This is a genomic window from Pseudomonas sp. TE3899, from assembly GCF_056279105.1.
Window position 1 is genome coordinate 2,254,246 of the sequence record NZ_JBWBQR010000001.1, and the last position, 24,645, is coordinate 2,278,890.

Here is a 24,645-nt window from a genome sequence, read left to right on the forward strand (position 1 = left end):
ACCCTACTTCTCACTGGTGAGAGGGACGGTCTTCCCCTACCCAAAAGTGGAGATTCACCATGCATTACAAACAACCTGCTCAACTGCAAGCCGTGGTCCTGGACTGGGCAGGCACCGTCGTAGATTTCGGTTCATTCGCCCCTACGCAAATTTTTGTCGAGGCCTTTGCCGAGTTTGGCGTAGCGGTTTCTCTGGAGGAAGCGCGCGGCCCCATGGGTATGGGTAAGTGGGACCACATCCGCACGTTATGCAACCAGCCACAGATTGCCGAACGGTACCGTGCGGTGTTTGATCGCTTACCGACCGATGAAGACGTCACAGCGCTTTATGAGCGTTTCATGCCGCTGCAAATCGAGAAGATTGCCCTGCACTCGGCGCTGATTCCTGGCGCCTTGAACGCCATCGATGCGCTGCGCGACCAGGGTTTGAAAATCGGGTCCTGTTCGGGTTATCCGGCTGTCGTTATGGAAAAAGTGGTGGAACTGGCGCGCCACAATGGCTACGTCGCCGACCACGTGGTAGCAACCGACGAAGTGCCCAATGGCCGCCCACACCCGGCCCAGGCTCTGGCTAACGTGATCGCCTTGGGCATCAGCGACGTCGCCGCTTGCGTCAAGGTCGACGACACCTGGCCCGGCATCCTCGAAGGCCGCAGTGCCGGCATGTGGACAGTCGCGCTGACGTGCTCCGGCAACGCGCTGGGTTTGACCTACGAACAGTACCAGGCGCTGCCCTCCGACAAACTGGCCGAAGAGCGCGCCCGCATCATCAAGATGTTCGAAGGCTCTCGTCCGCACTACCTGATCGACACCATCGTCGAATTGCCGGCAGTCATCGAAGACATCAATGCCCGCCTGGCGCGCGGTGAAACCCCTCAAGGTTCCTGAACCCACTCGGCCACTGAAGTGACAGTGGCCGTCACCCGGACGGCCACCACCAAAAACAACAAGAGAGACTCGTCATGATCTACGCCCATCCTGGCGCCCCCGGCGCCCTCGTGACCTTCAAGCACCGCTACGGTAACTACATCGGCGGCGAGTTCGTCGCGCCTGTCAAAGGTCAGTACTTCACCAATACCTCGCCAGTGAATGGCCAACCGATTGCCGAATTCCCACGCTCCACGGCCGAAGACATCGACAAAGCCCTGGACGCCGCCCACGCCGCTGCCGATGCCTGGGGCGCCACGTCTGCCCAGGCGCGCTCGCTGGTGCTGCTGAAAATCGCCGACCGCATCGAGCAGAACCTGGAACTGCTGGCGATCACCGAATCCTGGGACAACGGCAAAGCCGTTCGCGAAACCCTCAACGCCGACATCCCGCTGGCGGCGGATCACTTCCGCTACTTCGCCGGTTGCATCCGCGCCCAGGAAGGCAGCGCCGCCGAGATCGACGGCAACACCGTGGCGTACCACATCCATGAACCCCTGGGCGTGGTCGGGCAGATCATCCCATGGAACTTCCCGATCCTGATGGCCGCCTGGAAACTCGCCCCGGCCCTGGCCGCCGGTAACTGCGTGGTGCTCAAGCCTGCCGAGCAAACCCCGCTGGGCATCACCGTGCTGATGGAACTGATCGGCGACCTGCTGCCACCCGGCGTGCTGAACGTGGTGCAAGGGTTCGGCAAAGAAGCCGGCGAAGCCCTGGCCACCAGCAAACGCATCGCCAAGATCGCCTTCACAGGCTCGACCCCGGTCGGCTCGCACATCATGCACGCCGCCGCCGAAAACATTATTCCGTCCACCGTGGAGCTGGGTGGCAAGTCGCCGAACATCTTCTTCGCCGACATCATGCAAGCCGAAGAAACCTTCATCGAGAAAGCCGCTGAAGGCCTGGTGCTCGCCTTCTTCAACCAGGGCGAAGTCTGCACCTGCCCGTCCCGGGCACTGGTGCAAGAATCGATCTACGACGACTTCATGAAAGTGGTGATGAAGAAAGTCCTGTCGATCAAACGTGGCGACCCGCTGGACACCGACACCATGGTCGGCGCCCAGGCGTCCGAGCAGCAATTCGACAAAATCCTTTCGTACCTGGAAATCGCCAAGGGCGAAGGCGCCGAGCTGCTGACCGGCGGCAAGGTGGAAAAACTCGAGGGCAACCTGGCGACCGGGTATTACATCCAGCCGACCCTGCTCAAGGGCACCAACAAAATGCGCGTGTTCCAGGAAGAAATCTTTGGCCCGGTGGTGAGCATCACCACGTTCAAGGACGAAGCCGAAGCCCTGGCCATCGCCAACGACACCGAGTTCGGCCTGGGTGCCGGCCTCTGGACCCGCGACATCAACCGCGCCTATCGCATGGGCCGCGCCATCAAGGCCGGTCGTGTGTGGACCAACTGCTACCACCTGTACCCGGCGCATGCCGCGTTCGGTGGTTACAAAAAGTCCGGCGTCGGGCGTGAAACCCACAAGATGATGCTCGATCACTATCAGCAGACCAAAAACCTGCTGGTGAGCTACGACATCAATCCGTTGGGCTTCTTCTAGAACAGAAGATGCGACAGGCTAGCTACGCATCTCTCAAATCCCGCCCACAAAAAAGCCCACTAACCGTCACCGGTCCAGTGGGCTTTTTACTACGTAACAGGTAATGCGATGCCCTCACCTACCCCTGCGGATCAACTTCATCCAGCACCCGATTCACCGACAACTCTGCCAACGCAATCATCTGCTGTATCCCCAACGCCAAATTGAACTTAGGCCCTTCGAGAATGAACGCCAACTCGCTGGCCATGACGCTTGCCGAGGCAAGGGTTTCACAGGCGTGAACCAGGAGGGTTTCGTTGTTTACGTTGGGGACGATGGCGAAGATAGGATTGGGACGGCGCTCGGCCATGGCTGGGTTGCGGGATTCGGATATGGGATCGGCTTCAGTTTGGCCGTCTGAACCAGGGGGATTTGGAGTGTCTTTTATCATTGTGAAGCTCCTATGAAATGAGCCTCTCCCTTTTGCTACCACGCAAACTGGGAGACGGCTGTACACAGGGTGGTAGACCGGTCATAGGAACCCGGCAGGCCGAAGCCTCCCATGCACAGCCGCCACAAAGCAGCCAGCACAAAAAAACGCCCTACGGCGTTCTGGGTCTATGAAGTATCCGGGCTACCACACCCGTTCGCTGAATTGGCAGCGACGGGGGGAAGGTTAGCGAGGCGCCCCCCAAAGCGCAAGTCCGGCGAATTATCAGAGAACGCCGAAGGTTCCGTAAGCCGACACGCCAAAAATTGAAGTCTTACCTCCTCATACAAGGCATCTTCGATTTTTCTTATCGTAGCTTTCCTGCTCATGACTTGTTTGTTTATAAAACTAGCGAGAATTCAAGTTGAGTCTATAGTCATTGCCACCACAAAGATTCTGAACCACTCACAAAAGGAAGACTAAAATGCCTGACTGCAGAATCACATGCATAACGTTGTCAAACTCATTGAGATCCCATGAGCGTATCATTCAAGTGGGGAATGCATCTGTACCTTGGTTTCTTTCAACCAGCGATGCCATCAGGCGGATCGAGGGAGGAACAGATACTTTTTTCGTCATGGACTCCAATGGAAAACGAGCGAATGTAGGTGTAGTCAAACCTACCAATGCTTCACCTTATCTAAGAACTTATGCGGATGGAGTGTGGACCGATAACTTGCTTAGCTTAGGAAGCTGCTGATAATCAGTTAATCATTAAAAAAAGCATGCAATCATGCTTGATTTGTCAGTAGCTTAGAAACAATCACACAGGACATCACCATTCCCATGACAATAACAGCCGCGTGGGTTAGAACATTAAAAAATTGCAAAGAACTAATTGTAGTCTCAGATAGCCGATTAAACGGCGCGAATAAAATGGATTGCGGCCAAAAAGTACATGTACTTCCGCGATCGGACGCATTCATATGCTTTGCCGGAGACACCAGCTGGGCATATCCTTTAATGCACCAAGTGATATCTGCTATATCCACATACGAAAAAGCCAAGTCTCGCGCCCAAGACATAGTCGAACTAAAAACGCATGTACTGAAAATTTTTGAAGGTTTGAGATCTCAGATACACGACGCAATTGAAGGGCAAGATATTCCCTCCGCTGAGTTCCTGTTCGGCGGTTACTCTTGGATTCGAAAAAAATTCATGATATGGCACATTCTATATAGTCCAGGGATGGATTTTTTTGAGGCTCATCCAGCAAAAGAGTGGAAAGGGCAGCCATGGATATTTGCCGGCGATGAAGATCATGTAAAAAAAGCAAGACTTATGTTTTCTGAGCGACTGAACTCAAAAAAATCTGGCCCGCACCAAGTCGACCTATTCAAGATTGATTGGGAACCATTCGAAGTGATTAGGGATATGCTTATAGATGTAAAGACAGATCGAAACCTATATGCAAATGCATCTATCGGCGGAGCGCCCCAGATCCTCAAAATATATGAGCACTTAACATCGCAAATTATTGGAGTAAAATGGAAAAACAGAGGTGACATAGCTGAGCATACGTATATCTCTGGCCGTAAAACCTTGGGATACGAAACACCAGATGCATGGATCTTAGACCCTAACACCTTAATTACAAGTCACCCTAGATATAGCGAAGCCACAAGCGATCTAGAAATCTCGGAAAATGAAAAAAGCAGTGAAGAAAGCACTGCCTTTTCACAAACGACAACGACATAACACAGCTTCATCTTCCTGACACTTACAAATTACTAATGCAAACAAGCCAGTTCGCTTTTGACTATATTGCTCATCTTTAATACCGCCACAGCTAAGATGCCATAGTGTTGATAAATCCCCTCGTCCGAGGAGTCGGGCGAAGGGGATAAACCAGATTGATATTAAACAGTAAAAAAGTATTGGACATCGGGATTCTGCAACCCTCTATACAACAACGTTTTAACTCCTCCAGAAACATCTCCACACTACGTAAAAGATAAAAAAGGGATATCTATTATTAACATAAAACCATTCCTTTCCATTACTACCCTATAAACCCATGTAAAATCAAAAACCATTCAGCCCCTCTGCATTCAGATTCTTCTGACAAGACTCCACTTTTTGAGCAATCGCATCGAAACACCAGCAAGTTACTTACACCTTCAACCACCTAGAAAACTCCCTTTCATATTGACCAATGTTAAATCCTTGTTTTAGAGGGGCCATTTTTGCCGTAGAAATAACATCAAAAACAATACTATTCAGCTGCTCACTATAAACAGCATCCTTAGTTTTCAGATACATTTTTTCATATGACGATGAAAGATAATTACAAATAATAAACCAACCCTTATCTCTACGATCACCCTGGATCAATTTGGCATCTTCCAAAAGCCGAATAGCCCTGCTGTGTTCCTTTAAATGCTGACACAGAAATATTCCGAACATCATCAACAAAGAACCGTGCGCCATACTATTAATTAGATACCTGTAATCATATTCGATCGACTCTACCGCCTCTTCATACAAGCGTTCAACTTGAGTCAACATCGCCGGATGGTTTTTATAAAACTTATACATACCTTCCTTTAACAAACGTGCCTTTTGCAAAGGGATGTAAGGATGGTTAGTAATAAACGAATGTTCTTCAAACTCCTTCAAAAACTGCTCGTATTTTTTCTTATTATTGAGTCTGACGCACTTAATGGCTTGACCATACAGCGAAAACAATTCAGCGATTACAATTTTATCTATGTAATCCCTAGGCTGCCATTCATTAACAATTCTGTGGAGCGCAGAATTAGCATTAAGCGTGCTATCCAGCTGCTCTAGCTTAAGCTTCATCCGTTCCTTATGACTTTTTATTTTTTCTTTTATTATATTTAGCTGAAATCGATCCGGGAGCAATTTAATAAAGACAAAGCGTTTAGCAAACTCATTTAGCTCGTAAAATTCTCCAACTTTTTTAAGAACTAGGCGCTCCAAAAGATAATTACATATTCTTTCTGCATCTGCTATTTCCAAGTTCAAGAGCTTACTTATTGAATACAACTCAATTCGCTCGTCATATAGTGAAATCAACTGCATCAATTCATTTACGGGATATCCATTAGATGACAAATATTTCAAAGCATCATCGAACGTATTTTTATACATAAAATTAGCAATCATTTCAGAATTTTTTGATCGCATACTTTCTAACGACGCAGTTATTGCGGCAAACGTAGACACCTGCCTATCAATTATATTCAGCGTCTGGACAATAATAAGAGCATTACCTTTAGACGATTTTAATATTTGCCCAGCCATACCTGTTTTGAGATTGATATCAAACCCTTCCGACTCAACAATCTCCTCTACAAAATTGATACCTACTTCATCATTCCTAAATTCCTCGACATGGATTTTTTCCTCACACGCTTCTTCGTTCCTTGATGTTACGATAAACTGAACACTTCGCGGCAAAGATTTTATAAAGTCAATAATTTTCTGTTTTTCGACATTCTCTATATTCTCTATATTGTCAATTGCAACAATGCCCCTACCGCTAATCTGAGAGATATCCTCTATCTTCAGGCAAGTACATATCAACGTCCTAAGCTCATCAAGACTTGAAAACTCAGGCTTCGCAGAATCAATATATAACTCCCCTGAAGTATTATTCGCCCTTAAGTACTCGTCTTTACTAGAAAAAAACAGTAGATATTCAAGATCTGGATATTTCTTGTCTTTTTTATCTCTTATAAGCCTATATAAAAACTCAGTAGTAATTGCTGTTTTTCCCACACCACCGTATCCATATAGAACAACAGACCCAGCCAATCGCTGACGCACATCATTGCCGAGTAACGCGTCGTACAACCCTTTTATCACTGAGTCACGGCATAGCAATCTTTTATGCGTTGACGGTGCAAGATTTAAATTATGATATTTAGGGAATCCATCAGCATCAATCTCGTTATATGCTTTTACATAACTGGATATTTTTTCTTTAGAAACATACCAAAAAAAAGTAGAACTTAATGCCAGTGTCCCGCTTTCTATGAAGTAAATTACTTTGTTTGCATCGGCAATGGTCGTGGGATGAGATGCCGGATGCGACAGACTATTTCGCAGTTTGTGATAAATAGTGCAACAGTAATGAAACTCCTCGATAGAACTAAACGCTTTAACTATTGCCTTATCTGAAAAGTGAGCATTAAAAAACATTAGCATTAAGTCAATCAATTCCGAAACATAAGGAACATCGTTATTATACTCCTTTGAATCCAGAGATACTTTACACTTACAAATTAAATCATATAGCTGAGCTGATTTCGAAACAAACCCTCTAAGTTTCGCATCAAACTTTTTTGAATATATAAGCTTATCTGAAATTGATATAGAATTTAGTGCTACTTCAAATGAATTTAGATCGGTATATTTTTTTGCCAGCACACTAGCTACAAAACTTCTAAGAGCCACCTCGTAACTTTTTACTATCTTATCCAGCTCTAAAGACTGCTCTATTGAAATATACATTATAAATCCATTTTATTTTCTAAGATTCCATCTTGAGCGGAAAGCCATCTAAATGCCACTACATTACCGATAATTTCTTACGCCTACTCAAAGCCTGTTCAATGATGCCGGCCAATCGCGAGATAATTACGATCTTTCAGCCCAACAAGCTTTCGCCCCTAGCCCCCCCCCCCTTTACCACTAATACGTCGATCAGACGAGCTAATAACCAAAAAATATATATTTCGGCCGGAAAAAAACCGCTGACCGTTACCGGTTCAGCGGTTTTTTACGGATATAAGTATCCAGACACCCAAATCGGGCAAGGCCTCTACTTACAAAGCCATATCACTTGCAGCATTAGCCTTCGGAGCCTTACCAGCATCTGCCGGCGCAGCAACCGGAGCCGCTACCTGAGGAATCACCGGCGGCGGAGTCAGTTGCAACACCTTCGCCGTGTAAGCCCACTCTTCAGCCACTTTCTCAGGGCTACCGTTCAACTGAGTGCCATAGCTCGGCACGATCTGGTGCAGCTTTTCTTGCCAGGCCGGGGATGCAACCTGATCCTTGAAGACCTTTTGCAGCACGGTCAGCATGATCGGTGCAGCGGTCGATGCGCCTGGCGATGCGCCCAGCAGGCCGGCGATGGTGCCGTCTTCGGAAGCCACGATTTCGGTACCCAGCTTCAGCACGCCACCGGCGGCTTCATCACGCTTGATGATTTGCACGCGTTGGCCGGCTTGCCACAGGCGCCAGTCTTCGGCTTTGGCGTTCGGGAAGTATTCTTTCAGGGCGTTCAGGCGGTCTTCGTCGGACAGCATGAGTTGGCCGGCAAGGTACTCGACCAGCGGGTATTCCTTGATGCCGACTTTGGTCATCGGCCAGATGTTGTGGGTGGTGGTGCTGGTCAGCAGGTCCAGGTACGAGCCTTCTTTCAGGAACTTGGTGCTGAAGGTCGCGAATGGGCCAAACAGGATCACGCGCTTGCCGTCCAGGACACGGGTGTCCAGGTGCGGAACGGACATCGGCGGTGCGCCGACGGAAGCTTTGCCGTAGGCCTTGGCCAGGTGTTGCTCGGCAATGGTCGGGTTTTCGGTCACGAGGAACGAGCCGCCTACCGGGAAGCCTGCGTATTCCTTGGCTTCAGGAATGCCGGACTTCTGCAGCAAGTGCAGTGCACCGCCGCCCGCGCCGATGAAGACGAACTTGGCGTCGGTTTCGGATTTGGTGCCGTCTTTCAGGTTTTTGTAGCTGACGCGCCAGGTGCCGTCTTCGTTCTTGGTGATGTCCTGCACTTCGCTGGACAGTTTCAAGTCGAACTTTGGTGTGGTTTGCAGGTGCGCAACGAACTGGCGGGTGATTTCGCCGAAGTTGACGTCGGTGCCGATCGGGGTCCAGGTGGCCGCGACTTTCTGGTTCGGGTCACGCCCTTCCATCATCAGCGGAACCCACTTCTTGATCACAGCCGGGTCTTCGGAGTACTGCATGCCGGCGAACAGCGGGCTCGCTTGCAGGGCTTCGTAGCGTTTTTTCAGGAACTTGATGTTGTCATCGCCCCACACGAAGCTCATGTGCGGTGTGGAGTTGATGAACGAACGCGGGTTCTTCAGCACGCCTTGCTGAACCTGCCACGACCAGAACTGGCGGGAGATCTGGAACGCTTCGTTGATTTCAACGGCTTTCGGGATCGACACTTTGCCGTTTTCGTCTTCCGGGGTGTAGTTCAGCTCAGCAAGTGCGGAGTGACCGGTACCGGCGTTGTTCCAGCCGTTGGAGCTTTCCAGGGCGACGCCGTCGAGGCGCTCGACCATTTCCATCGACAAGTCCGGTTGCAGCTCGTTGAGCCACACGCCCAGGGTCGCGCTCATGATGCCGCCGCCAATCAGCAGCACATCGACTTTCTTTGCCTCTTCCGCGTGAACGGACGTGATCCCCATCGACAAAGCCAGCCCCAGCAGGGCCGTGTTGAGTTTCTTAAGCATCTGTAGCACCTATGATAAAACGCCATCCGCCCTTCCATCCCAACCGCGAAGGCCCCTGGTTCACGCCATGCAGGCAGCATGTCGCGGGTTCCCGCACATCAGGATTGGAGGGTGGGCACACAAGGCCGACGTGTCCATCGACCTCAGTTTATATGTCCCTACTGAACTGACTTCTTATCATTATTGGCTTCAGCTACTTGAGCGACATTGATCCTGTTTGCGCGCCTCAGGGGCGCGCGAACGGAATGGGTCAAAGCAAGTTGGCGCGAAGAATATCACGACATAGCAAACCCGCGCGTCTGTTCGCGACTTGGCGGTCTGGGTCTGTGTCTGGATGTATCGGTGGTGGCGGGCAAAGTGAGATGGACGATGGCGCCAGTAGACGCTGCCCGAGCGCTAAATGCCCTCGGGATCGAGGATCGTCAACCAGGGCCAGCGCGCCTGATAACTGCGGGCCTTTTGCACAAACAGATCCGGTTGATGATTGACCGGGTTGATGCGCAACAGGCCCTGCTCGATATCCGTTAACCCGTAAGGCGCATAAACCTCCCCGGTGACGGGATCCATGGCGATGCACGTACCAGCAATCAAGTAGCGATCAACGCCATCCTTCGCCGATTGCAGTCGAGGATACGATTTGCCGAATCGTTGCGCGTACCACAAGTGAACCCGGGCCTGATTCTTGATCTCGATGTTCACATCCAAGTCGTGGAAGAGCCGCTGGGCGATCTGGATGACTTCATTCTCGGCCTCCCAGGACACATCCTCATCGAAGTAAAAGACGTCGTAATCCTTCACGCCCCAGGCGGGCGGAAGGTTTGACTCCCGATTCCAAACGGCCTGGAACAGACAACCGGCCGTCAACAGGCACTGGTTCAGGCCAAGTGCGGGCAAGCGCCGGGCTATCTCGGCGTTGGCCGGGTTGGTCATCGCGATATCGATCAGCGTTTCGGTAGTCAGTGTCATGTTTTTTCCTTGATGCGCAACCATCCCTGAGAGTGACAATACCGCGCGCACCAACGAATTCGCTACAAACAGCACCAGACCGTTAAAGTGACGCCCCCCACACACCTGAGAACGATGAACCATGGATGGCCTGCACACCGGCATTGAGCCGAAAACGATTCCCCGCCTCCGCTCATTGCTTGTCCCAGCCCTGCTTTTCGCGCTATGCCCCACCGCGCAAGCCAGCAACATCTGCCCTGCCGCCAACGATGAAGGCGAGATGTACGATTGCCTGCAGCAGAAACTCAAAGCATCCGATCAGGCGCTGAACGCGGCTTACAAAACCTTGATCGCGCGGTACAAAGACAATGGTATTTCCGGGAAGCCCCCCACTCAGGATCAGATGCTGAAAAAGGCTCAGTTGGCCTGGATTGCTTTGCGAGATGCCAGTTGCGACTTCGAGACTTACGAATCAAGGGAAGGCAGTGGTTTTGGCACTATCCATACCTTCTGCCTGCTGGAGCAGACGCAAAAGCGAGTTGAGTATTTGAATGGATTGGTGGGCGCGCCTTGAGTCAATCGCAGACTGGGCTCGTACCATCAAACTCACGGTTCCAGAAGCGCCCGCAAACTCAACGCATTCCCCAGCGCAAACCCGCTCGCCGTGTTATCAAAAACGCACCAGGTCTCAGTCCCCTCTTCCATCGAACTGCGCATCCGCTGGGCCAACACCTGCAATCGGCCCACGTCATAGTCGCTGTAGTAAATCCGTGGCGAACCATGCAGGCGCCAATAACGCACCCCGGACCAGCCACCCGGCGTGGTGCCGCCGGTGATCGGCGAGGGATCGGCGGCGACCCGCCCGATGCGGTGTTCGATCAGTAAACCGCTGGCCGCGCGCCAGGTTTCATGACGGGGTTCGAGCACCACGGTGCCTGCATAACGTTGCCGCAGGATGCGGAAAAATTCGCTGGCTACCGTGGCGTCATAGGCCAGCGACGGCGGCAACTGGATCAACAGACAACCCAGCTTTTCGCCCAGTTTCAGGCACTGGGCAAGAAACTCGTCGAGCAAGCCCTCGCAGTGTTGCAAGCGCTGCACATGGGTAATGAGCTTGGGCAGCTTGACCGAAAATCGAAAAGCCGAGGGCACCGATTGCGCCCAGCGCAAATAGGTTTGAGGTTGATGCGGGCGATAGAACGAGCTGTTGATTTCCACGGCCGGCAGTTGCGTCGCGTAGCGTTGCAGATGGGTGCCGGTGTCGGGAAACAGCGGCCAGTATTCCCGGGGCAGCGTCCAACCCGCGCAGCCGATGTAGAGCGGACTCAATAGAGCACCGCCGCCGCGTCACGCATAAAGATTTCGATGGTTTTCGGCCCTACCCCTTCGAAGGCGTCGAGGCGCTTTTCGAAGGTCTGGCGGTCTTCGCTGGCGCCCTGAATGGCGCCGATTTTACCGGCGTATTCATCGCTGAGTTTTTTGCCCAAGTGGCGCAGGCGCTCGGCGGTGGTTTCGTCGTAGCGCACGTAATGAGCTTCGCCGAGCATGGCCACCAGCTCCCGATGGGTACACGCGGCCAGTTTGCGGGCGGTGTCGCGGCTGTGTTTTTCAACAATCACGCGATACGCCTGGGCGGCGATGTCTGCCTGGATGCGTTTGCCCATCAGGAAGCTGGCGACAAACCATTTGAACAAGGCGCCTTCATCGCCTTTCTTCAGGTGGATGCCCAGGTCGCTGGCGCTGATCGCTTTGCTCATCAGGTTCCACCGCCGACGCCTTGAATCGAATTGGCAAAGGCGACGCCCGCCTCGCGCACCAGTACGCGCCACTCCGAGCCATTGATCAGCCCAATGCGCTCCATCTCATCGGCGGCTTTCAGCAGTTCGTCGTAGTGCTCTTCACTGTCCATGCGGATTTCGGGTTGCCTGAGCAGCTTGTACCAGGCGGCCAAGGCTTCTTGCTTAGGGTCATCGTTCATATGGCTGGGTTCCCAAGGGTCGTTTTCCCTTGGAAGGACCGCGCTGGGGGGCCGTTCCTCGCGCCCGACCAATGGCAGGTCGGCCAAAAGCGCTGTCTGTTTGCCCGGCAAAATTTCTGCTAAGTTGTACGACGACTGACAAATAGCTCAGTCTCGATCCCCTACAACAACAAGGAAATACCCATGCAAAAAGCCAAATTGCTGATCGGTTTTCTCTGCCTCTTCAGCGGCTACGTCGCCGCCGCCCCGGCCACCGCCGAGAAAGACGTGGCGCAAGCCGTCGACCATCTGACCCAAGCCATGCTGCACAAGGACATTCCCGAGCTGCAAAAGCTGACGGCGACCAACCTGAGCTACGGCCATTCCAGCGGCAAGGTTCAGGACAAGGCAGCGTTTATCGCTGATATCGAAACCGGCAAAAGTGCCTTCAAGACCCTGGAGATGCAGAAGCAGACCATTACCTTGTCGGGCGATACGGCGCTGGTGCGTAATCACTTCTCGGCGCAGGCGCTCAATGGCACGGAAGTGGTGCCGACCGAGATCGAGAACCTGCAGATATGGCAGAAGCAGCATGGGAAGTGGCTGTTGGTGGGGCGTCAGGCGTTTCGTATCTAAACGCCGAGTCACGTGTGGCGAGGGGAGCTGGCTTCCTCGCCACAGCATTATTTCCGCAGCTCAGGGCCTGGTATGCGCCACGTCCAGTTGGCTGAACGTCACCTGCCCCCCTTCATTTTTATAGCCGGTGTTATCCAACGCATAAACCCCGGCTTTGAAGTACAGCAGCTTGTTCTTCCAGCTAGAGCTGATTTGTTTGCCCCAGCTGTACCCTTGCGAACTGACATTCAAATAACCGGCAGAACTGAAGCGCACCTCATACGAAAATGGCTTGCCCAGGGCAATGTCCCTGGCAATCACGACGGTGATGTCTTCCCTGCCCGGCTTCAGCCGATAGTTGGCAATCACATTGCCCTTTTTGGTGGCTGCATCGTATTGATACTCCACTTTCAGCAGCGGGCCTTTGTCTTGGTAGATATGGATTTGCCCGATCACGATCCGACCGGTTGAAGGCACTTGATTGACCTTCAACACGGCCTTGAGGCGGTGATCGGCTTCGGGATAGGTCCAGTTGCGCAGGGTCCCGTCGCTCAGGGTTTCGCGCAATTCGCTGCGTGGGAATTCGGATTTCGACGTGCTGGACCCGGTGACCGGCGCCCAGAAAAAAAGCGAGTCGCCGGAGCGAAAATAGTTGTCGGTATAGCCATCCACCAGTCGCGGCGTATCGATGACTTTGGCGGGCGTCCCTACAGGGATCGTCAGATTCCAGGTGGCCAAATCAATCATTTCAACTCTCCTTGGGGGCGCCAGTACCCTACAGCACTCAGGTCTGTTGCCCAGCAAGGAAAGGTTTAAAGCCTGAAGCGATCCACCGACTGCGACAACTGCCCCGCCAGCGACGACAACTCATCCGTGGTCGACGCCGTACGACCAATGACCTTGCTGTTGTCTTCGGACATGCCGGCAATCATTTCCACCTGATGCGCGATTTCGTTACTGGCCAGACTTTGTTCGCCGATGGTGCGGCTGATGTCGTTGACCAGTTGCGTGGTGTTCAGCGTGGCTTCAAGGATTTCGCGGATGGCGCGTTCGACGTCGGCGGTCACGGCCATGCCTTTGTCGACCTGGGCCACGCCGGCCTCCATGCTGGTGACGGCTTCACGGGTGCTTTGCTGGATGCGCGCGACCATGGCGGCGATTTCCTGGGTGGACGCGCTGGTGCGGCCCGCCAGGCTGCGGACTTCATCGGCGACCACGGCGAAACCACGGCCCTGTTCACCGGCCCGCGCCGCCTCGATCGCGGCGTTCAGCGCCAACAGGTTGGTCTGGTCGGCGATGCCCTTGATCACCTGGATGATGCTGAAAATCCCCTCGGACTCCTTGTCCAGCGTGCGAATCACTTGGGCCGACTGCTGCGCCGAACGGGCGATGCCGTCCATGTCGCTGACCACCTGATGGATCACCTTGCCGCCGTCCTTGGCCAGTTCTTCGGCCTGGTTGGCCATGTCCAGCGCGCGGTTGGCGTGGCGGGTGATTTCTTCGATGCTGGCGGTCATTTCGCTGGCCGCTGCCGCCATGGTGCTGGCGGCGACGCTTTGCTGCTGGCTGCTGCCGGCGACTTCGTGGCAACCGTTGCTCAATTGCTGGCTCATGCCGCTGACGCCGTGGGCGTTGCTGCGCACCACTTCGATCATCCCGCGCAGGTCGCGCTGCATGGTTGCCAGGGTGCGGATCAGGCTGCTGGCTTCGTCGTTGCCGGTAGGTTCGATGATCGGTTCGCTGAGGTTGCCATGGGCGATGCTGTCGGCGATGCGAATGGCCGAGCGCAACGGCGCCATGATGCTCAGGATCACCCAACGACCCTGGGCCAACAGCAACAACAGGCTGGCCGCGAGGACACTGCCGAGGGCGATGTTGGCGTGGCTGATGGCTTGTTGAGTACCTTGGCTGGCCTGTTGGGTGTTGGTTTCAATCAGCTCGCTCAGCGCCGACATGTCACCTTCGAGCTGGGTGAACACTGCGTTGAATGAACCGATTTGCTGTTGCGCGGCCTCAGGATTTTCCAGTGCGACCGCGACAATGCGTTCGGCGGCACTGATGTAAGTATCGAGGCTCGGCTTGACCTTGTTCAGGCCGGCCATGATGGTGGCGTTGACCGGCAGCTTGAGGTTTTCACCCAGCACCTCCCGAAAACGCGTCGCGTGCTCCTCGATGGAACTGCGCACCTCGTCCTTGCTGCTGGCGCTTTTGCCCAAGCCCACCAGCATGGCCGAGAGTACGTCGGCACGCAGGGCGTCATGCATCATGTCGGCTTCGAGGTGATTGCGCAGCGCCGCCATGCTGACTTCGCTGTCGTTCACGGCCTGGGCCATCTGGGCGTTCCCCAAGTAACTGACCAGGCTCATGATCAATGCCGTGAGCAGGCCCGTCCCCATCAACAGAAGTAACCGGAGTTTTATGGACACTTTGTTGTTCCCCTGTTGGACGCTGCGAAAGACGACTCTGAAGAGGTTATCGACCCCATCCTGTGGTTATTTAAGCCTATTTCCGTGGGCCCGTCGGTTTAAGACCGGTGGCAGAGTCCGAAGCATGTGGCCATTTGCCGGGGGGCACGGAACTCCTGAGCCTCGCCGCACCTCCTAAGTAATGTGTTACTTCCTTTTCGCTTTACGCTGTTGGAGGACGACGCCATGCGCCGCATGTTACTCATTACTTCACTGATGTTGTGCCTGCCCATCGGGTCTGCCCTGGCCGTAAGCGGCAAGGATGTCGCGACTTCGGCAGGGGTTTCCGCTTCGCTGTATTCGACGTTCAAAGACCACAAAATGGTGATTCCGGCCCGGGATGACGTCTCTGCGTTTGTCGCCAGTAACGGCGCGATCCGCGGGGTCTACATGGAGGCGGTGTTGCAACAGATCCGCCAGGACAACCCAGGCCTCAACGCCACCGATGAAGACCTGGCCAACGCGATCCTCGTGCAGTACGAGGGGCCAGCCGCTCACTGATATCGATGTTCACCCGCGTGAGTAACAAGGGCAGGCTTGCATGAACGCCTGCCCTTGAACCTCGCTTGAACACGCTGGGCAAAACCGTTCGCGGGCCTCTATGATTGAGGCCATGACGACCCCGGCCCCGATCCGCTCACCCTGCCCTCCCGGCGCCTGCATCTGCGGGCGTGACCCGTTGCTGGAAACCCCCGGCGCGGATGTGCGCATCCTGTTCCTGACCCGCCAGGAAGAGAAACGCCTGCTCGAACGCCTGGAAAACCTCAAAGACCTCGCCGACCTTGCACACCTGCAACAGCTGATGCACGAGCGCTTGGGCATTCGCGTGGAATTGATCCCCAGCTTCAACGAGGTGCGGACCATGCGCGGGATCGGCATTCAGATCGAAGAACTGCCGGGCCTGTGCCGCAAGACCCGCGCCGCGATCCCCGCCGCCATTCGCCGCAGCCTGGAAAAACGCCCGGAGATTGCCTACGAGCTGCTCAACGCCAACGACTTGCTGCGTGACGCCTGAGTATCCGGCCTGATGCGGCCACCTGCCCCATGCTCCCGTGTTTTTTGAACTACCGTTATCGACACATAACGCGTTCCCCCCACGGAGCACCCACCACCATGAACCTGTCCCGAAACGTGTTTATCGGCGCCGCGCTGGCCAGCCTGTTGCTGGGCGGTTGTACCTCCAAAGTCACCGATAAGGAGCAGTACTCGGGCTTCCTGCCCAACTACAACAACCTCCAGGAAGTGACCACCACCAGCGGCGAGAAAGCCATGCGCTGGGTCAGCCCGTCATGGAATCCCAACGCCTATGACACCGTGGCGTTCATGAAGCTGGAACTCTATCCGAAGCCAAAACCCAACGAACGGGTCGACCAGCGCACCCTGGAAGAATTGCAGACCTACATGACCAATAGCGCCAAGGGTGTGCTGGGCCAGAAGTACCGCGTCGTATCCAGCGCCAAAAAAGCCCCGGCCGGTTCGAAAACCCTGGTCCTGCGGGCGGCGATCACGGGGGTCACGGCCTCCAATGAAGGCATGCAATGGTACGAAGTGGTCCCGGTCGCCGCCGTGGTGGGCGGAGTGAGTGCGGCTTCCGGCCATCGCAGCCAGGACACCACACTGTTTCTGGAAGCCGAGTTGGTAGACGCCAGCAACAACCAAATCATGGCCAAAGTGGTGCGCAAAGTGTTCGGTGAGCAGTTGAAGAACTCAAGCCAGAAGATCACCACCAATGACTTCAAAGCGGCGATCAACAAGCTGACGGCTGACTTGCAGGCGTTCATTCGTTGACACGCGGGTAAGCGTCACCGGCCTTTTTGCCACGCTTAGCTATAGTCATTTTCCAGGCCCTGTTTTCAGGGCCTGATTGCCTCGGTGCTACAGCTCATCAGCAACGGCACCGAACTTTCGATTAAGGAGATTTCCATGAAGCGTTCTGCACTTGCTGGATTGTTCGTCGCCGCTGCACTGCTGGCACCTTCGGTATTTGCTGCGGACGACCTGTGCACGGTCAATCTGCAGAAAATCAAGGATGCTCAAGTCAGCACCGAAGCACAGAGTGCCGATTTGCAAGACAACATCAAGGATGCCGTAGAACAGGCCAAGAAAGCACAGGCCAAAGGCACCGAGGAAGGCAAAAAAGACTGCATCTCGCTGACCACACAAGCCCTGCAGGATATCCAGAACAACACCAAGGGCGACCAATAAGACACGTTCCTGCAGGAGCTGCCGAAGGCGGCTCCTACGGGGGTTGGCGGTGTTCTTAACTCAACATTTCAAGCCACTGCCCCGGCGTCATGCGCGTCACCATGATCAGCACAATCACGAACATCCCGAGAAAGCCCAACACCCCCATCCAGAACCACTTGCGGTAGACCGCGTCGTACTCGACCGCCAACCCCTCCCCGGTCTCGACCGCGCTCATCGCCAGCACCTGCAAACGCTTTTGCAACACCAGCACCGGCAGCCACAGCGCGCCCGTGCACAGGAAGACCACCAGCGCCGTCAGGACCCACTCCGTGGTCAGGGGCAAGCCGCTGAGTTTCACCAGGCCATAGCCGGTGATGATTTGCAGGAAACCGGCCGGCGTGGTGATCCAGGTGTCGAACCACACCACCATCCGCGCCACATGAGCGATGACCAACGGGTTGGCCGTGCGGCTGGCGGCGATCAAATAGAGGTAGGAGCCCATGCCGAAGCCGAACAGGAAAATCGCGGCGATGATGTGGGCGTATTTGAGGCCGAGGTAGAGCATGTTCAGCCCTGCCCGTCGGAAAACACCACGGACATGTGCAGGTTGTCCGGGTCGTTGATGGCGGCCATGTACTCATCGACGCTGATTTCACCAACACACGGCCGCGCGCCGGGTGCGGGCACGTAGCCCTGGAGCATTTTCGCGGCCAGGGCGACGGCGGCGCAGCTGGGGATCTCCGGCCCCTTGTCGTTGAACGCCGTGAGTTGCACGGTCAGGGACAACGGCTTGTCGTCCATGCCGAGGCCCACGACGTCGATGTACATCGCGCTCTTGCCATCGCCAAACCGCTCGAACCCGCAGCCCCACCGATGCAGACGCGCGGCCCAGCGCTCGTGGTCGCGAACCAGCCCGGTACGCAGGGCCTGGGCCAGCAGGAAGGTCGCCACATTGCCGAGCTTGAGCCCCGCGCCGGCCTTGAACCGCAAGGTCTGCGCGCCGTAGCGGCTGGCGAAGATGTCCATGTCCGGCACGTCGACATTGGCCAATACCCGCGTGCCCATTTGCGGCATCTTGCGCAGGGTCAGGTCCTGCCAGCCGAACACTTCGTGCACCTGGCCGTTCTTGAGCTGTTTGATCGGTTTGCCGGCGTAGGCCAGTACCCCGGTGATCGTGGACAGTCCGGGCATCTTGGCCGAAGAGGAAATGCCGTGCTCGATCAGATCAATGCGCTTAAAACGCGAGCGGTGCTGATCGATGAGGGCTGACGACAGCGTCGGCACCGAGCTGCAGCCACTAAGGATCGCCACGCCGGCACTTTTTGCGCGGGCATCCAGCACGCCGATGGCGTTGACGAAGGTGCGGCAGTCCGAGAGATCGCAGTAATTGACCCCGGCGTCGATGCACGCTTCAGCCACGGCATAGGATTGGCCCTGGAACGGGCCGCCGGTGTGGATGACCAGTTGAATGCCCAGCGACGCCAGGGCGGATTTGAAACCGGCGCCCATGGCATCACCGCACCAGCCTTCGCAGGTTTTGCCGGACTGGGCTTGCAACGCGTCGACCTTGTCCGACAACTTGCACGGGTCACGCCCGGAAATCACCAGATCGATGCCCGGCATCACCGCCAAATGCCGGCACACGATGCTGCCAAAGTTTCCGTAACCACCGATCACCAATACCTTGAGTGTCATTTACTGCTTCCCTGAACCGTTTCTCGACCGAGGCGCGATTCTAAGGGATCGAATGACCCACGAGGAACGATTTGTTCATAACCTGTGGCGAGGGAGCTTGCTCCCGCTGGACTGCGCAGCAGTCCCCTGCTTTTTAGGGATAAGCGGGGTCGCTTCGCAACCCAGCGGGAGCAAGCTCCCTCGCCACAGAAAGCTCTCTCACCACAGGATTTACGAAAGACGCTACACCGCCCCGCCCTTGGCCTGCTGCTCCAGATGCACCTGCAACTCGGGCTCAATCTTCAGCGCCGCTGCCAGTTCATCCAGATAACTGCGCTCCGCGTCTTGCTGATCGTCCACCACCATCACGCTGGCCAGGTACATTTCCGCGGCGATGGCCGGGTCTGTGGCTGACCGCGCCACATCGGCGGCGTCCAAGGGGCGGGCGACTTCATCGTCGAGCCATTGCTGCAACTGCGGATCATCGGTGTGGCGCCCGATTTCGCTGCTGATCATCTGTTTCTCGTTGTCATCGATCCGGCCATCGGCCTTGGCGGCGGCGATCAAGGCGCGCAGCACCGCGTGGCTGTGGTCTTCGACTTCCGGGCCGGCGAGCAGGTCCACGGTGCGCGGCGCCTGTTGCGGCGCCGAGGCCTGGCTGCGCTGCCAGGCTTGATAGGCCTGGAACGCCATCATCCCGAGGGACGCCAGCGCCGCGTAGTTGGTGCCGCCCGAAGAACGGGGCCGGGTCGAGCCGCCCAAGGCCGAGCCACCGCCCAGCAAACCACCGAGCAAGCCACCCAACCCGCCACCGCCGGCACCTGAAGCGGCGCCACCGCCCAACAGGCCGCCGAGTAATCCGCCAAGACCGCCAAGACCGCCCAGGCCTGCCTGGGATGGCGCGGCACCGCCGCCCTGCTGCGACATCGAGCCTTGGCCGGCCCGCAAAAGTTGTTCGAGCAAATCGCTGGTGTTCATGACGACGACCTCTCTTATGGGTGTGGCTCAGTCAGGAAACGATAGCCCTCGCCGGCCATTGCGCCAACCCTGTCAGGCCGACGTGGACAGGCGCAACACCCCAGGGCTCACGCTCCTGACAGAAACTGACAGTGCTGCCTTTTATGCTGCGTGCCACGTCCTTTGGAGCAGTCCCATGATCACGCCGCGTTATTGGCTACTTTTCGTCGAAAACCCTGCCGTCAGTGCACGGTTCTATGAATTCCTGCTGGGCCGCAAACCCGTGGAAGAATCCCCGACCTTCGCCCTGTTTGTACTGGAAGACGGCTACAAACTGGGGCTCTGGTCGCGGCACACCGCCGAACCGGTGGCAGGAATGACCGGTGGTGGCATGGAGCTGGCCTTCCCGGTGGAGTCTGCTGAAGAGGTCGACGCGCTGTTCGGCCAATGGTCGAGCCTGGGCCTGAGCATCCTGCAACCACCGACCGAACTGGATTTCGGCCGCACCTTCGTCGCGCTTGACCCCGATGATCATCGGCTGCGAGTGTTCTACCCCCGTTAACCCGTCACCCAGAGGATTCTCCCCCGCATGGATCAGCATCACATTGTCGTCAGCGACGTGATCGACCCCGACGTCGAGCAACTGCTCAGCGCCGGACTCAGCGCCTTCAATGATCAGGCCACCGGGATCAGCGACTGGCAGGCCCTGACGGTGACCGTTCGCGACCCTGGCACCCAACAGGTGCTGGGCGGGATTACCGGGCGCACGTCGCTGGGCCTGCTGTTTCTCGATTTGTTCTACTTGCCCGAGGCGCTACGCGGCTCCGGGCTGGGCGCTCGACTGCTCAACGCCTATGAAGACGAAGGCCGCCGGCGCGGCTGTCGCTCGGCGGTGCTCTACACCTTGAGTTTTCAAGCCCCGGTGTTTTACGAGAAGCAGGGCTGGCAGCGATTTGGCGAGGTGCCATGCCTGCCGGAGGGCACCAGCCGGGTGTTCATGAGCAAAGTGTTGTAAACCTCTGTGGCGAGGGGGCTTGCCCCCGTATTCTTTCAGCGCCACCACATTGTCTGGATTCACGACGGCTTCGCCGCCGAACGGGGGCAAGCCCCCTCGCCACAGGTGTGAGGTGTCAGCCGCTTCTTCATCAAGTCTTCAGCCATGCAGATTTAACCGGGGTTTTTTTCCCACAGCACAGCTAAGATTCATAGGTGGTGAACCTTATCCCCGGATTCCCGGTCGATACCTGCAACCCGACCCGGTTTGCCGACGCCCCCAATAGAAGGGTGCTGACTGGCTTGCTTCACTTTTTGGAGAACGCCCCCGTGATATCGACCTTACACATTGCCAGGCTCAAAGCATGGGGCGCCCATGGCTTTACCGCGACTGGCGTGGTCACGGCCTTCCTGGCCACCCTCGCCCTGCTGGAAAACCAGGCCACCCATTGCCTGCTGTGGCTGGGCGTGGCGCTGATCGTCGACGGCCTCGACGGTGCACTGGCACGCAAGGTCAACGTGCAATCGGTGCTGCCGAGTTTCGACGGCTCGATCCTCGACCTGGTCATCGACTACCTGACCTACGTGTTCATCCCGGCACTGTTCATCTATCGCTACATTCCGTTGCCGGACTACACCCTGCTACTGACCGTGTCGCTGATCCTGGTCTCGTCGCTGTTCTGCTTCTGCAACGTCAACATGAAAAGCAAGGACAACTACTTCCAGGGCTTCCCCGCCGCGTGGAACGTGGTCGCGTTGTGCCTGTACATCATCGGCCCGTCGCCATGGGTGACGCTGCTCACCGTCATCGGCCTGGCGCTGCTGACCGTGACCCGCATGAAGTTCCTGCACCCGTTCCGCGTGCGCAAGTTCATGCCAATCAACATCGCCGTCACGGCCATCTGGCTGCTGTGCAGTCTGTCGCTGGTGGTCAATCACCCGGAGATCAATCCGATGGTGATGGGGCTTTGGCTGCTGATGTCGGCGTACTTCCTGGGCATCTGCATCTGGCGCACGGCAATGGAGTGGTTCGACAGCTCACGGCACAAGTAACCGTCCATGGCCATTAGCATCGTCAAGCTCGGCTCACCGCGCATGCCCGATGAAGGCCTGCGCATCGGCACGGTACGCCGCCCGCCTCGCGGCGTGCCGAAAGCCGAGTTTGCCAGTCGTGATTTTTATGATGTCTGGCAGCCCTTGCTGTCCCCCAGTCCGGAACTGGTTGCCCAAGCCCAGGCGGCGCAAGACGCCAAGGCCTGGGACACCTTCAAGCGCAAGTTCAAGACCGAAATGAACCAGCCCGCGCCCAGTCACCTGCTGGATTTGCTGGCGGCGCTGTCCCATCAAACGGCACTGGCGGTGGGGTGCTACTGCGAGGATGAGGCGCATTGCCACCGCTCGGTCCTGCGCGAGTTGCTGCAAGCCCGGGGCGCCCAAATCACCTGATTCACCACCATTCCCCCCGTAGGAGCAAAGCTTGCTCGCGATAGCGTCGGCACAGTTACATCAAAGTGACTGCGAGGACGCCATCGCGAGCAAGCTTTGCTCCTACAGGGGAGTGGACAGAACATCGCCCATGACGATAGCGTCTGCCCTCTCATTCAAAGGACTGACCATGACGCAGATTGTCGCTTACACCAACGAACACCACCGCACCTCGGTCATCGAACTCTGGGAAACCGCGTTCGGCTACGAAACCGCGCACAACACCCCAAGCCTGGTGATCGACAAGAAACTGGCCATCGCCGACGGGTTGTTTTTTGTGGCGCTGGCGAACGACAGGGTCGTCGGCACAGTGCTGGCGGGATACGACGGTCATCGGGGCTGGCTGTATTCGGTGGCGGTGCATCCGGCACAGCGCAGGCAAGGGCTGGGCGCCCGGTTGGTGCGTCACGCCGAACAGGCGCTGACGGCTCGCGGCTGCATGAAGATCAATCTGCAGATCGTCAGCGCCAATGAAAGCGTGAGGAGTTTCTATGAGTCGCTGGGCTACGCGGTGGAGCCGCGCATCAGCATGGGCAAGCAGGTGGAAGCGAACATCCCGGTGGCCACACCTCTCAGAAACTGACTGCCCCCGGAGCTGCCGAACGCTACGATCTTTTGCTCTTGATCTTCAACGCATCCAAAAAAGATCAAGAGATCGCAGCCTTCGCCAGCTCCTACGTTGACGTTAACGCCGGGTGATCACCACCTCCAGGTATTCACTCGGCACCACCAGCGTCCCCTCGCCCGCCCGATTCATCCGGTTCAGCAACTCGGTGAAGTCCCTTTCCAGCGCCATGGCGCCGTCGACCGGCAGCGCCGCGAACGCCTTGTGCACCGGTCCATACCAGCTGCGGAAGGTGTCGATGAAGTGCGCGGCCGAGCGGTAGCGGAAGTTGAAGGTGCGGCGCGTTACCTGGGTCAGGAAGTCGTGGTCATCGAAGTGGGTGTGCAACCAGGCTTCATTGCCCCAGTTTGACGGTGGTAGTGCGCCGGGCGGTGGTGGCAGGTGGCGGCCAAGGGTCTTGAACATCTGCCCGACAAAGCCTTCCGGCGTCCAGTTGGCCAGGCCGATGCGCCCACCGGGGCGAACGACCCGCGCCAGTTCAGCGGCGGCCTTGGCCTGGTCCGGCGCGAACATCACGCCGAAGGTCGAGAGTACGGCGTCGTAACTCGCATCCTCGAACGGCAGCGCTTCGGCGTCCGCCACCTGGAAAATCACCTCCAGCCTTTCGGCCCTGGCGCGGTCTTCACCGCGTTCGAGCAGCGCCGCGACATAGTCGGTGGAGGTGACGTTACAGCCGCGACGGGCCGCCGCCAGCGTGACATTGCCGTTGCCGGCGGCGACGTCCAGCACCTGTTCGTCGCACAGCAGGTCACAGGCTTCGGCCAGTTGCTCGCCGACAATCTGCAAAGTGGTGCCGATCACGGCGTAATCGCCACTGGCCCAGGCGGCCATCTGACGGTTTTTCAGGGCAGTAAGATCAATGGGTGTACTCATGAAGTGTGGCTCCCTCGCGGGTTGAAACACAGTCCAGGCGCTGACGGAAAACTACTCCGCCGTGGTGGGATCAATGATGTTCATGACCTGTGAAACGCTGTTGGCCGGAAAGCCGCCCTGCCTGGCATGTTCCCGGATGAGTTCTTCGTTCGGCGCGATGTACACGCAATAGATCTTGTCGCCGGTGACGTAACTCTGCAGCCATTGCACTTCAGGTATATCGCGCAAGACCCGGCAGGACTTTTGCGAGATGGCTTTCAGATCCCGATCCGACAGTGCTCCGGCACCCGGAATTTCCCGTTCGATGACGTACTTCGGCATGGCAACCTCTCTTTTCTTGTTATCGGTACAGGGCCGGCAGTGACCCCGTGCATCCAATATCGCGCTGACGCGGGCCGGCGTCCTGCCCGATCGTCGGCCAACCTTGCCCGATCGTCCGGAGGTTTCACGCCGCGCGGCGACGGGCTCACACTTAACG

At 56.2% G+C, this 24,645-nt stretch carries 29 protein-coding genes and 1 pseudogene; 15 read left to right on the forward strand and 15 right to left on the reverse strand.

Going from position 1 to position 24,645, the window contains the following annotated elements; all coding sequences use genetic code 11:
• The first annotated feature begins 59 nt into the window (after window positions 1-59).
• The gene (gene phnX / locus ACZ89E_RS10075) at window positions 60-887 is read left to right on the forward strand and encodes a phosphonoacetaldehyde hydrolase (RefSeq protein WP_169370325.1); all 828 of its coding nucleotides are present in this window, start codon (window positions 60-62) and stop codon (window positions 885-887) included.
• A gap of 74 nt (window positions 888-961) precedes the next feature.
• A complete protein-coding gene (gene exaC, locus ACZ89E_RS10080) occupies window positions 962-2,482 on the forward strand; it encodes an acetaldehyde dehydrogenase ExaC (RefSeq protein ID WP_476255532.1) in 1,521 nt (506 codons plus the stop codon).
• Window positions 2,483-2,600: 118 nt separating this feature from the next.
• On the opposite strand, the gene ACZ89E_RS10085 is transcribed toward exaC, so the two are convergent.
• Entirely contained in the window at window positions 2,601-2,912 is a 312-nt protein-coding gene (locus ACZ89E_RS10085) for a DUF6124 family protein (RefSeq protein ID WP_463260282.1), read from the reverse strand.
• 463 nt (window positions 2,913-3,375) lie between these two features.
• On the opposite strand from ACZ89E_RS10085, the gene ACZ89E_RS10090 reads away from it, so the two are divergent.
• A complete protein-coding gene (locus tag ACZ89E_RS10090) occupies window positions 3,376-3,651 on the forward strand; it encodes a DUF3892 domain-containing protein (RefSeq protein ID WP_476255533.1) in 276 nt (91 codons plus the stop codon).
• 86 nt (window positions 3,652-3,737) lie between these two features.
• Window positions 3,738-4,649, forward strand: a complete 912-nt coding sequence (locus ACZ89E_RS10095) for a hypothetical protein (protein ID WP_476255534.1) — start codon at window positions 3,738-3,740, stop codon at window positions 4,647-4,649.
• Between the two features lie 414 nt (window positions 4,650-5,063).
• On the opposite strand, the gene ACZ89E_RS10100 is transcribed toward ACZ89E_RS10095, so the two are convergent.
• The 3 genes from ACZ89E_RS10100 to ACZ89E_RS10110 all read right to left on the reverse strand — a co-directional run bounded on the left by ACZ89E_RS10100 (window position 5,064) and on the right by ACZ89E_RS10110 (window position 10,357).
• The gene (locus tag ACZ89E_RS10100) at window positions 5,064-7,430 is read right to left on the reverse strand and encodes a hypothetical protein (protein WP_476255535.1); all 2,367 of its coding nucleotides are present in this window, start codon (window positions 7,428-7,430) and stop codon (window positions 5,064-5,066) included.
• A gap of 314 nt (window positions 7,431-7,744) precedes the next feature.
• Window positions 7,745-9,391, reverse strand: a complete 1,647-nt coding sequence (mqo, locus tag ACZ89E_RS10105; RefSeq protein ID WP_476255536.1) for a malate dehydrogenase (quinone) — start codon at window positions 9,389-9,391, stop codon at window positions 7,745-7,747.
• A 396-nt stretch (window positions 9,392-9,787) separates the two neighbouring features.
• Window positions 9,788-10,357, reverse strand: coding sequence for a nucleotidyltransferase family protein (locus ACZ89E_RS10110; protein ID WP_476257036.1), 570 nt, complete (start codon window positions 10,355-10,357; stop codon window positions 9,788-9,790).
• Between the two features lie 121 nt (window positions 10,358-10,478).
• Here ACZ89E_RS10110 and ACZ89E_RS10115 point away from each other — a divergent pair, with 121 nt between their 5' ends.
• Complete coding sequence (locus tag ACZ89E_RS10115) at window positions 10,479-10,910, forward strand: lysozyme inhibitor LprI family protein (RefSeq protein WP_476255537.1); 432 nt, start codon at window positions 10,479-10,481, stop codon at window positions 10,908-10,910.
• A gap of 32 nt (window positions 10,911-10,942) precedes the next feature.
• Here ACZ89E_RS10115 and ACZ89E_RS10120 read toward each other — a convergent pair whose 3' ends face one another.
• Genes ACZ89E_RS10120 through ACZ89E_RS10130 form a run of 3 tightly spaced genes read right to left on the reverse strand, consistent with a single transcriptional unit; the run spans window position 10,943 to window position 12,314 of the window.
• On the reverse strand, window positions 10,943-11,665 hold the full coding sequence (locus tag ACZ89E_RS10120) for a DUF72 domain-containing protein (protein ID WP_149662180.1): 723 nt from the start codon (window positions 11,663-11,665) through the stop codon (window positions 10,943-10,945).
• Window positions 11,662-12,093 carry a DNA methylase gene (locus tag ACZ89E_RS10125; protein ID WP_476255538.1) on the reverse strand — a complete coding sequence of 144 codons (432 nt, stop codon included), beginning with the start codon at window positions 12,091-12,093 and terminating at the stop codon, window positions 11,662-11,664. Before ACZ89E_RS10125 ends, ACZ89E_RS10120 begins: the two co-directional genes overlap by 4 nt.
• Window positions 12,093-12,314 (reverse strand): hypothetical protein, encoded by a 222-nt coding sequence (locus ACZ89E_RS10130; RefSeq protein ID WP_463260273.1) that lies wholly within the window; start codon window positions 12,312-12,314, stop codon window positions 12,093-12,095. The genes ACZ89E_RS10125 and ACZ89E_RS10130 overlap by 1 nt, the downstream gene beginning before the upstream one ends.
• Before the next feature lie 183 nt (window positions 12,315-12,497).
• Between ACZ89E_RS10130 and ACZ89E_RS10135 the strand changes: the two genes are divergently transcribed.
• Window positions 12,498-12,929 carry a nuclear transport factor 2 family protein gene (locus ACZ89E_RS10135; protein ID WP_463260272.1) on the forward strand — a complete coding sequence of 144 codons (432 nt, stop codon included), beginning with the start codon at window positions 12,498-12,500 and terminating at the stop codon, window positions 12,927-12,929.
• A 60-nt stretch (window positions 12,930-12,989) separates the two neighbouring features.
• Here the strand turns inward: ACZ89E_RS10135 and ACZ89E_RS10140 are convergent, their stop codons facing one another.
• The 3 genes and pseudogenes from ACZ89E_RS10140 to ACZ89E_RS10150 form a co-directional block, all read right to left on the reverse strand.
• A complete protein-coding gene (locus ACZ89E_RS10140) occupies window positions 12,990-13,655 on the reverse strand; it encodes a polysaccharide lyase family 7 protein (protein WP_476255539.1) in 666 nt (221 codons plus the stop codon).
• A 65-nt stretch (window positions 13,656-13,720) separates the two neighbouring features.
• Window positions 13,721-14,584 (reverse strand): methyl-accepting chemotaxis protein, encoded by an 864-nt coding sequence (locus ACZ89E_RS10145; RefSeq protein ID WP_429527550.1) that lies wholly within the window; start codon window positions 14,582-14,584, stop codon window positions 13,721-13,723.
• Window positions 14,579-15,334: pseudogene (locus ACZ89E_RS10150) on the reverse strand (HAMP domain-containing protein); the annotation flags it as partial. The pseudogene ACZ89E_RS10150 and the gene ACZ89E_RS10145, both read right to left, overlap by 6 nt.
• Before the next feature lie 225 nt (window positions 15,335-15,559).
• Here ACZ89E_RS10150 and ACZ89E_RS10155 point away from each other — a divergent pair.
• The 4 genes from ACZ89E_RS10155 to ACZ89E_RS10170 all read left to right on the forward strand — a co-directional run bounded on the left by ACZ89E_RS10155 (window position 15,560) and on the right by ACZ89E_RS10170 (window position 17,578).
• Window positions 15,560-15,874 carry a DUF2388 domain-containing protein gene (locus tag ACZ89E_RS10155; protein ID WP_149662174.1) on the forward strand — a complete coding sequence of 105 codons (315 nt, stop codon included), beginning with the start codon at window positions 15,560-15,562 and terminating at the stop codon, window positions 15,872-15,874.
• 112 nt (window positions 15,875-15,986) lie between these two features.
• A complete protein-coding gene (locus ACZ89E_RS10160; protein WP_149662173.1) occupies window positions 15,987-16,388 on the forward strand; it encodes a hypothetical protein in 402 nt (133 codons plus the stop codon).
• Between the two features lie 98 nt (window positions 16,389-16,486).
• Complete coding sequence (locus tag ACZ89E_RS10165; protein WP_149662172.1) at window positions 16,487-17,161, forward strand: DUF3313 domain-containing protein; 675 nt, start codon at window positions 16,487-16,489, stop codon at window positions 17,159-17,161.
• A 135-nt stretch (window positions 17,162-17,296) separates the two neighbouring features.
• Window positions 17,297-17,578, forward strand: coding sequence for a hypothetical protein (locus ACZ89E_RS10170; protein WP_476255540.1), 282 nt, complete (start codon window positions 17,297-17,299; stop codon window positions 17,576-17,578).
• Between the two features lie 55 nt (window positions 17,579-17,633).
• Here ACZ89E_RS10170 and ACZ89E_RS10175 read toward each other — a convergent pair whose 3' ends face one another.
• The 3 genes from ACZ89E_RS10175 to ACZ89E_RS10185 form a co-directional block, all read right to left on the reverse strand.
• Window positions 17,634-18,125 carry a DUF2269 family protein gene (locus tag ACZ89E_RS10175; RefSeq protein WP_476255541.1) on the reverse strand — a complete coding sequence of 164 codons (492 nt, stop codon included), beginning with the start codon at window positions 18,123-18,125 and terminating at the stop codon, window positions 17,634-17,636.
• Between the two features lie 2 nt (window positions 18,126-18,127).
• Window positions 18,128-19,255, reverse strand: coding sequence for a saccharopine dehydrogenase family protein (locus ACZ89E_RS10180; protein WP_476255542.1), 1,128 nt, complete (start codon window positions 19,253-19,255; stop codon window positions 18,128-18,130).
• Window positions 19,256-19,477: 222 nt separating this feature from the next.
• Entirely contained in the window at window positions 19,478-20,212 is a 735-nt protein-coding gene (locus ACZ89E_RS10185; RefSeq protein ID WP_463260268.1) for a tellurite resistance TerB family protein, read from the reverse strand.
• A gap of 175 nt (window positions 20,213-20,387) precedes the next feature.
• Here ACZ89E_RS10185 and ACZ89E_RS10190 point away from each other — a divergent pair, with 175 nt between their 5' ends.
• From ACZ89E_RS10190 to ACZ89E_RS10210, 5 genes are all read left to right on the forward strand, one after another.
• Window positions 20,388-20,753: a VOC family protein gene (locus tag ACZ89E_RS10190; RefSeq protein ID WP_149662167.1), complete on the forward strand. Its 366-nt coding sequence runs from the start codon at window positions 20,388-20,390 to the stop codon at window positions 20,751-20,753.
• Window positions 20,754-20,780: 27 nt separating this feature from the next.
• On the forward strand, window positions 20,781-21,206 hold the full coding sequence (locus ACZ89E_RS10195; RefSeq protein ID WP_476255543.1) for a GNAT family N-acetyltransferase: 426 nt from the start codon (window positions 20,781-20,783) through the stop codon (window positions 21,204-21,206).
• Window positions 21,207-21,514: 308 nt separating this feature from the next.
• Window positions 21,515-22,237, forward strand: coding sequence for a phosphatidylcholine synthase (gene pcsA, locus ACZ89E_RS10200; protein WP_476255544.1), 723 nt, complete (start codon window positions 21,515-21,517; stop codon window positions 22,235-22,237).
• 6 nt (window positions 22,238-22,243) lie between these two features.
• Window positions 22,244-22,630, forward strand: coding sequence for a DUF488 domain-containing protein (locus ACZ89E_RS10205; RefSeq protein ID WP_476255545.1), 387 nt, complete (start codon window positions 22,244-22,246; stop codon window positions 22,628-22,630).
• Between the two features lie 169 nt (window positions 22,631-22,799).
• A complete protein-coding gene (locus tag ACZ89E_RS10210; protein ID WP_463260266.1) occupies window positions 22,800-23,252 on the forward strand; it encodes a GNAT family acetyltransferase in 453 nt (150 codons plus the stop codon).
• 102 nt (window positions 23,253-23,354) lie between these two features.
• Here ACZ89E_RS10210 and ACZ89E_RS10215 read toward each other — a convergent pair whose 3' ends face one another.
• Both ACZ89E_RS10215 and ACZ89E_RS10220 read right to left on the reverse strand, forming a co-directional pair.
• Window positions 23,355-24,167, reverse strand: coding sequence for a class I SAM-dependent methyltransferase (locus tag ACZ89E_RS10215; RefSeq protein ID WP_476255546.1), 813 nt, complete (start codon window positions 24,165-24,167; stop codon window positions 23,355-23,357).
• A gap of 51 nt (window positions 24,168-24,218) precedes the next feature.
• Window positions 24,219-24,488: a DUF4242 domain-containing protein gene (locus ACZ89E_RS10220; RefSeq protein WP_149662162.1), complete on the reverse strand. Its 270-nt coding sequence runs from the start codon at window positions 24,486-24,488 to the stop codon at window positions 24,219-24,221.
• Between the last annotated feature and the right edge of the window lie 157 nt (window positions 24,489-24,645).

Coding starts and splice junctions, on each gene's coding strand:
- phnX (WP_169370325.1), top strand. CDS start 60: ATGCATTACAAACAACCTGCTCAACTGCAAGCCGTGGTCCTGGACTGG.
- exaC (WP_476255532.1), top strand. CDS start 962: ATGATCTACGCCCATCCTGGCGCCCCCGGCGCCCTCGTGACCTTCAAG.
- ACZ89E_RS10085 (WP_463260282.1), bottom strand. CDS start 2,912: ATGATAAAAGACACTCCAAATCCCCCTGGTTCAGACGGCCAAACTGAA.
- ACZ89E_RS10090 (WP_476255533.1), top strand. CDS start 3,376: ATGCCTGACTGCAGAATCACATGCATAACGTTGTCAAACTCATTGAGA.
- ACZ89E_RS10095 (WP_476255534.1), top strand. CDS start 3,738: ATGACAATAACAGCCGCGTGGGTTAGAACATTAAAAAATTGCAAAGAA.
- ACZ89E_RS10100 (WP_476255535.1), bottom strand. CDS start 7,430: ATGTATATTTCAATAGAGCAGTCTTTAGAGCTGGATAAGATAGTAAAA.
- mqo (WP_476255536.1), bottom strand. CDS start 9,391: ATGCTTAAGAAACTCAACACGGCCCTGCTGGGGCTGGCTTTGTCGATG.
- ACZ89E_RS10110 (WP_476257036.1), bottom strand. CDS start 10,357: ATGACACTGACTACCGAAACGCTGATCGATATCGCGATGACCAACCCG.
- ACZ89E_RS10115 (WP_476255537.1), top strand. CDS start 10,479: ATGGATGGCCTGCACACCGGCATTGAGCCGAAAACGATTCCCCGCCTC.
- ACZ89E_RS10125 (WP_476255538.1), bottom strand. CDS start 12,093: ATGAGCAAAGCGATCAGCGCCAGCGACCTGGGCATCCACCTGAAGAAA.
- ACZ89E_RS10130 (WP_463260273.1), bottom strand. CDS start 12,314: ATGAACGATGACCCTAAGCAAGAAGCCTTGGCCGCCTGGTACAAGCTG.
- ACZ89E_RS10135 (WP_463260272.1), top strand. CDS start 12,498: ATGCAAAAAGCCAAATTGCTGATCGGTTTTCTCTGCCTCTTCAGCGGC.
- ACZ89E_RS10140 (WP_476255539.1), bottom strand. CDS start 13,655: ATGATTGATTTGGCCACCTGGAATCTGACGATCCCTGTAGGGACGCCC.
- ACZ89E_RS10145 (WP_429527550.1), bottom strand. CDS start 14,584: ATGCAGCGCGACCTGCGCGGGATGATCGAAGTGGTGCGCAGCAACGCC.
- ACZ89E_RS10155 (WP_149662174.1), top strand. CDS start 15,560: ATGCGCCGCATGTTACTCATTACTTCACTGATGTTGTGCCTGCCCATC.
- ACZ89E_RS10160 (WP_149662173.1), top strand. CDS start 15,987: ATGACGACCCCGGCCCCGATCCGCTCACCCTGCCCTCCCGGCGCCTGC.
- ACZ89E_RS10165 (WP_149662172.1), top strand. CDS start 16,487: ATGAACCTGTCCCGAAACGTGTTTATCGGCGCCGCGCTGGCCAGCCTG.
- ACZ89E_RS10170 (WP_476255540.1), top strand. CDS start 17,297: ATGAAGCGTTCTGCACTTGCTGGATTGTTCGTCGCCGCTGCACTGCTG.
- ACZ89E_RS10175 (WP_476255541.1), bottom strand. CDS start 18,125: ATGCTCTACCTCGGCCTCAAATACGCCCACATCATCGCCGCGATTTTC.
- ACZ89E_RS10180 (WP_476255542.1), bottom strand. CDS start 19,255: ATGACACTCAAGGTATTGGTGATCGGTGGTTACGGAAACTTTGGCAGC.
- ACZ89E_RS10185 (WP_463260268.1), bottom strand. CDS start 20,212: ATGAACACCAGCGATTTGCTCGAACAACTTTTGCGGGCCGGCCAAGGC.
- ACZ89E_RS10190 (WP_149662167.1), top strand. CDS start 20,388: ATGATCACGCCGCGTTATTGGCTACTTTTCGTCGAAAACCCTGCCGTC.
- ACZ89E_RS10195 (WP_476255543.1), top strand. CDS start 20,781: ATGGATCAGCATCACATTGTCGTCAGCGACGTGATCGACCCCGACGTC.
- ACZ89E_RS10205 (WP_476255545.1), top strand. CDS start 22,244: ATGGCCATTAGCATCGTCAAGCTCGGCTCACCGCGCATGCCCGATGAA.
- ACZ89E_RS10210 (WP_463260266.1), top strand. CDS start 22,800: ATGACGCAGATTGTCGCTTACACCAACGAACACCACCGCACCTCGGTC.
- ACZ89E_RS10215 (WP_476255546.1), bottom strand. CDS start 24,167: ATGAGTACACCCATTGATCTTACTGCCCTGAAAAACCGTCAGATGGCC.
- ACZ89E_RS10220 (WP_149662162.1), bottom strand. CDS start 24,488: ATGCCGAAGTACGTCATCGAACGGGAAATTCCGGGTGCCGGAGCACTG.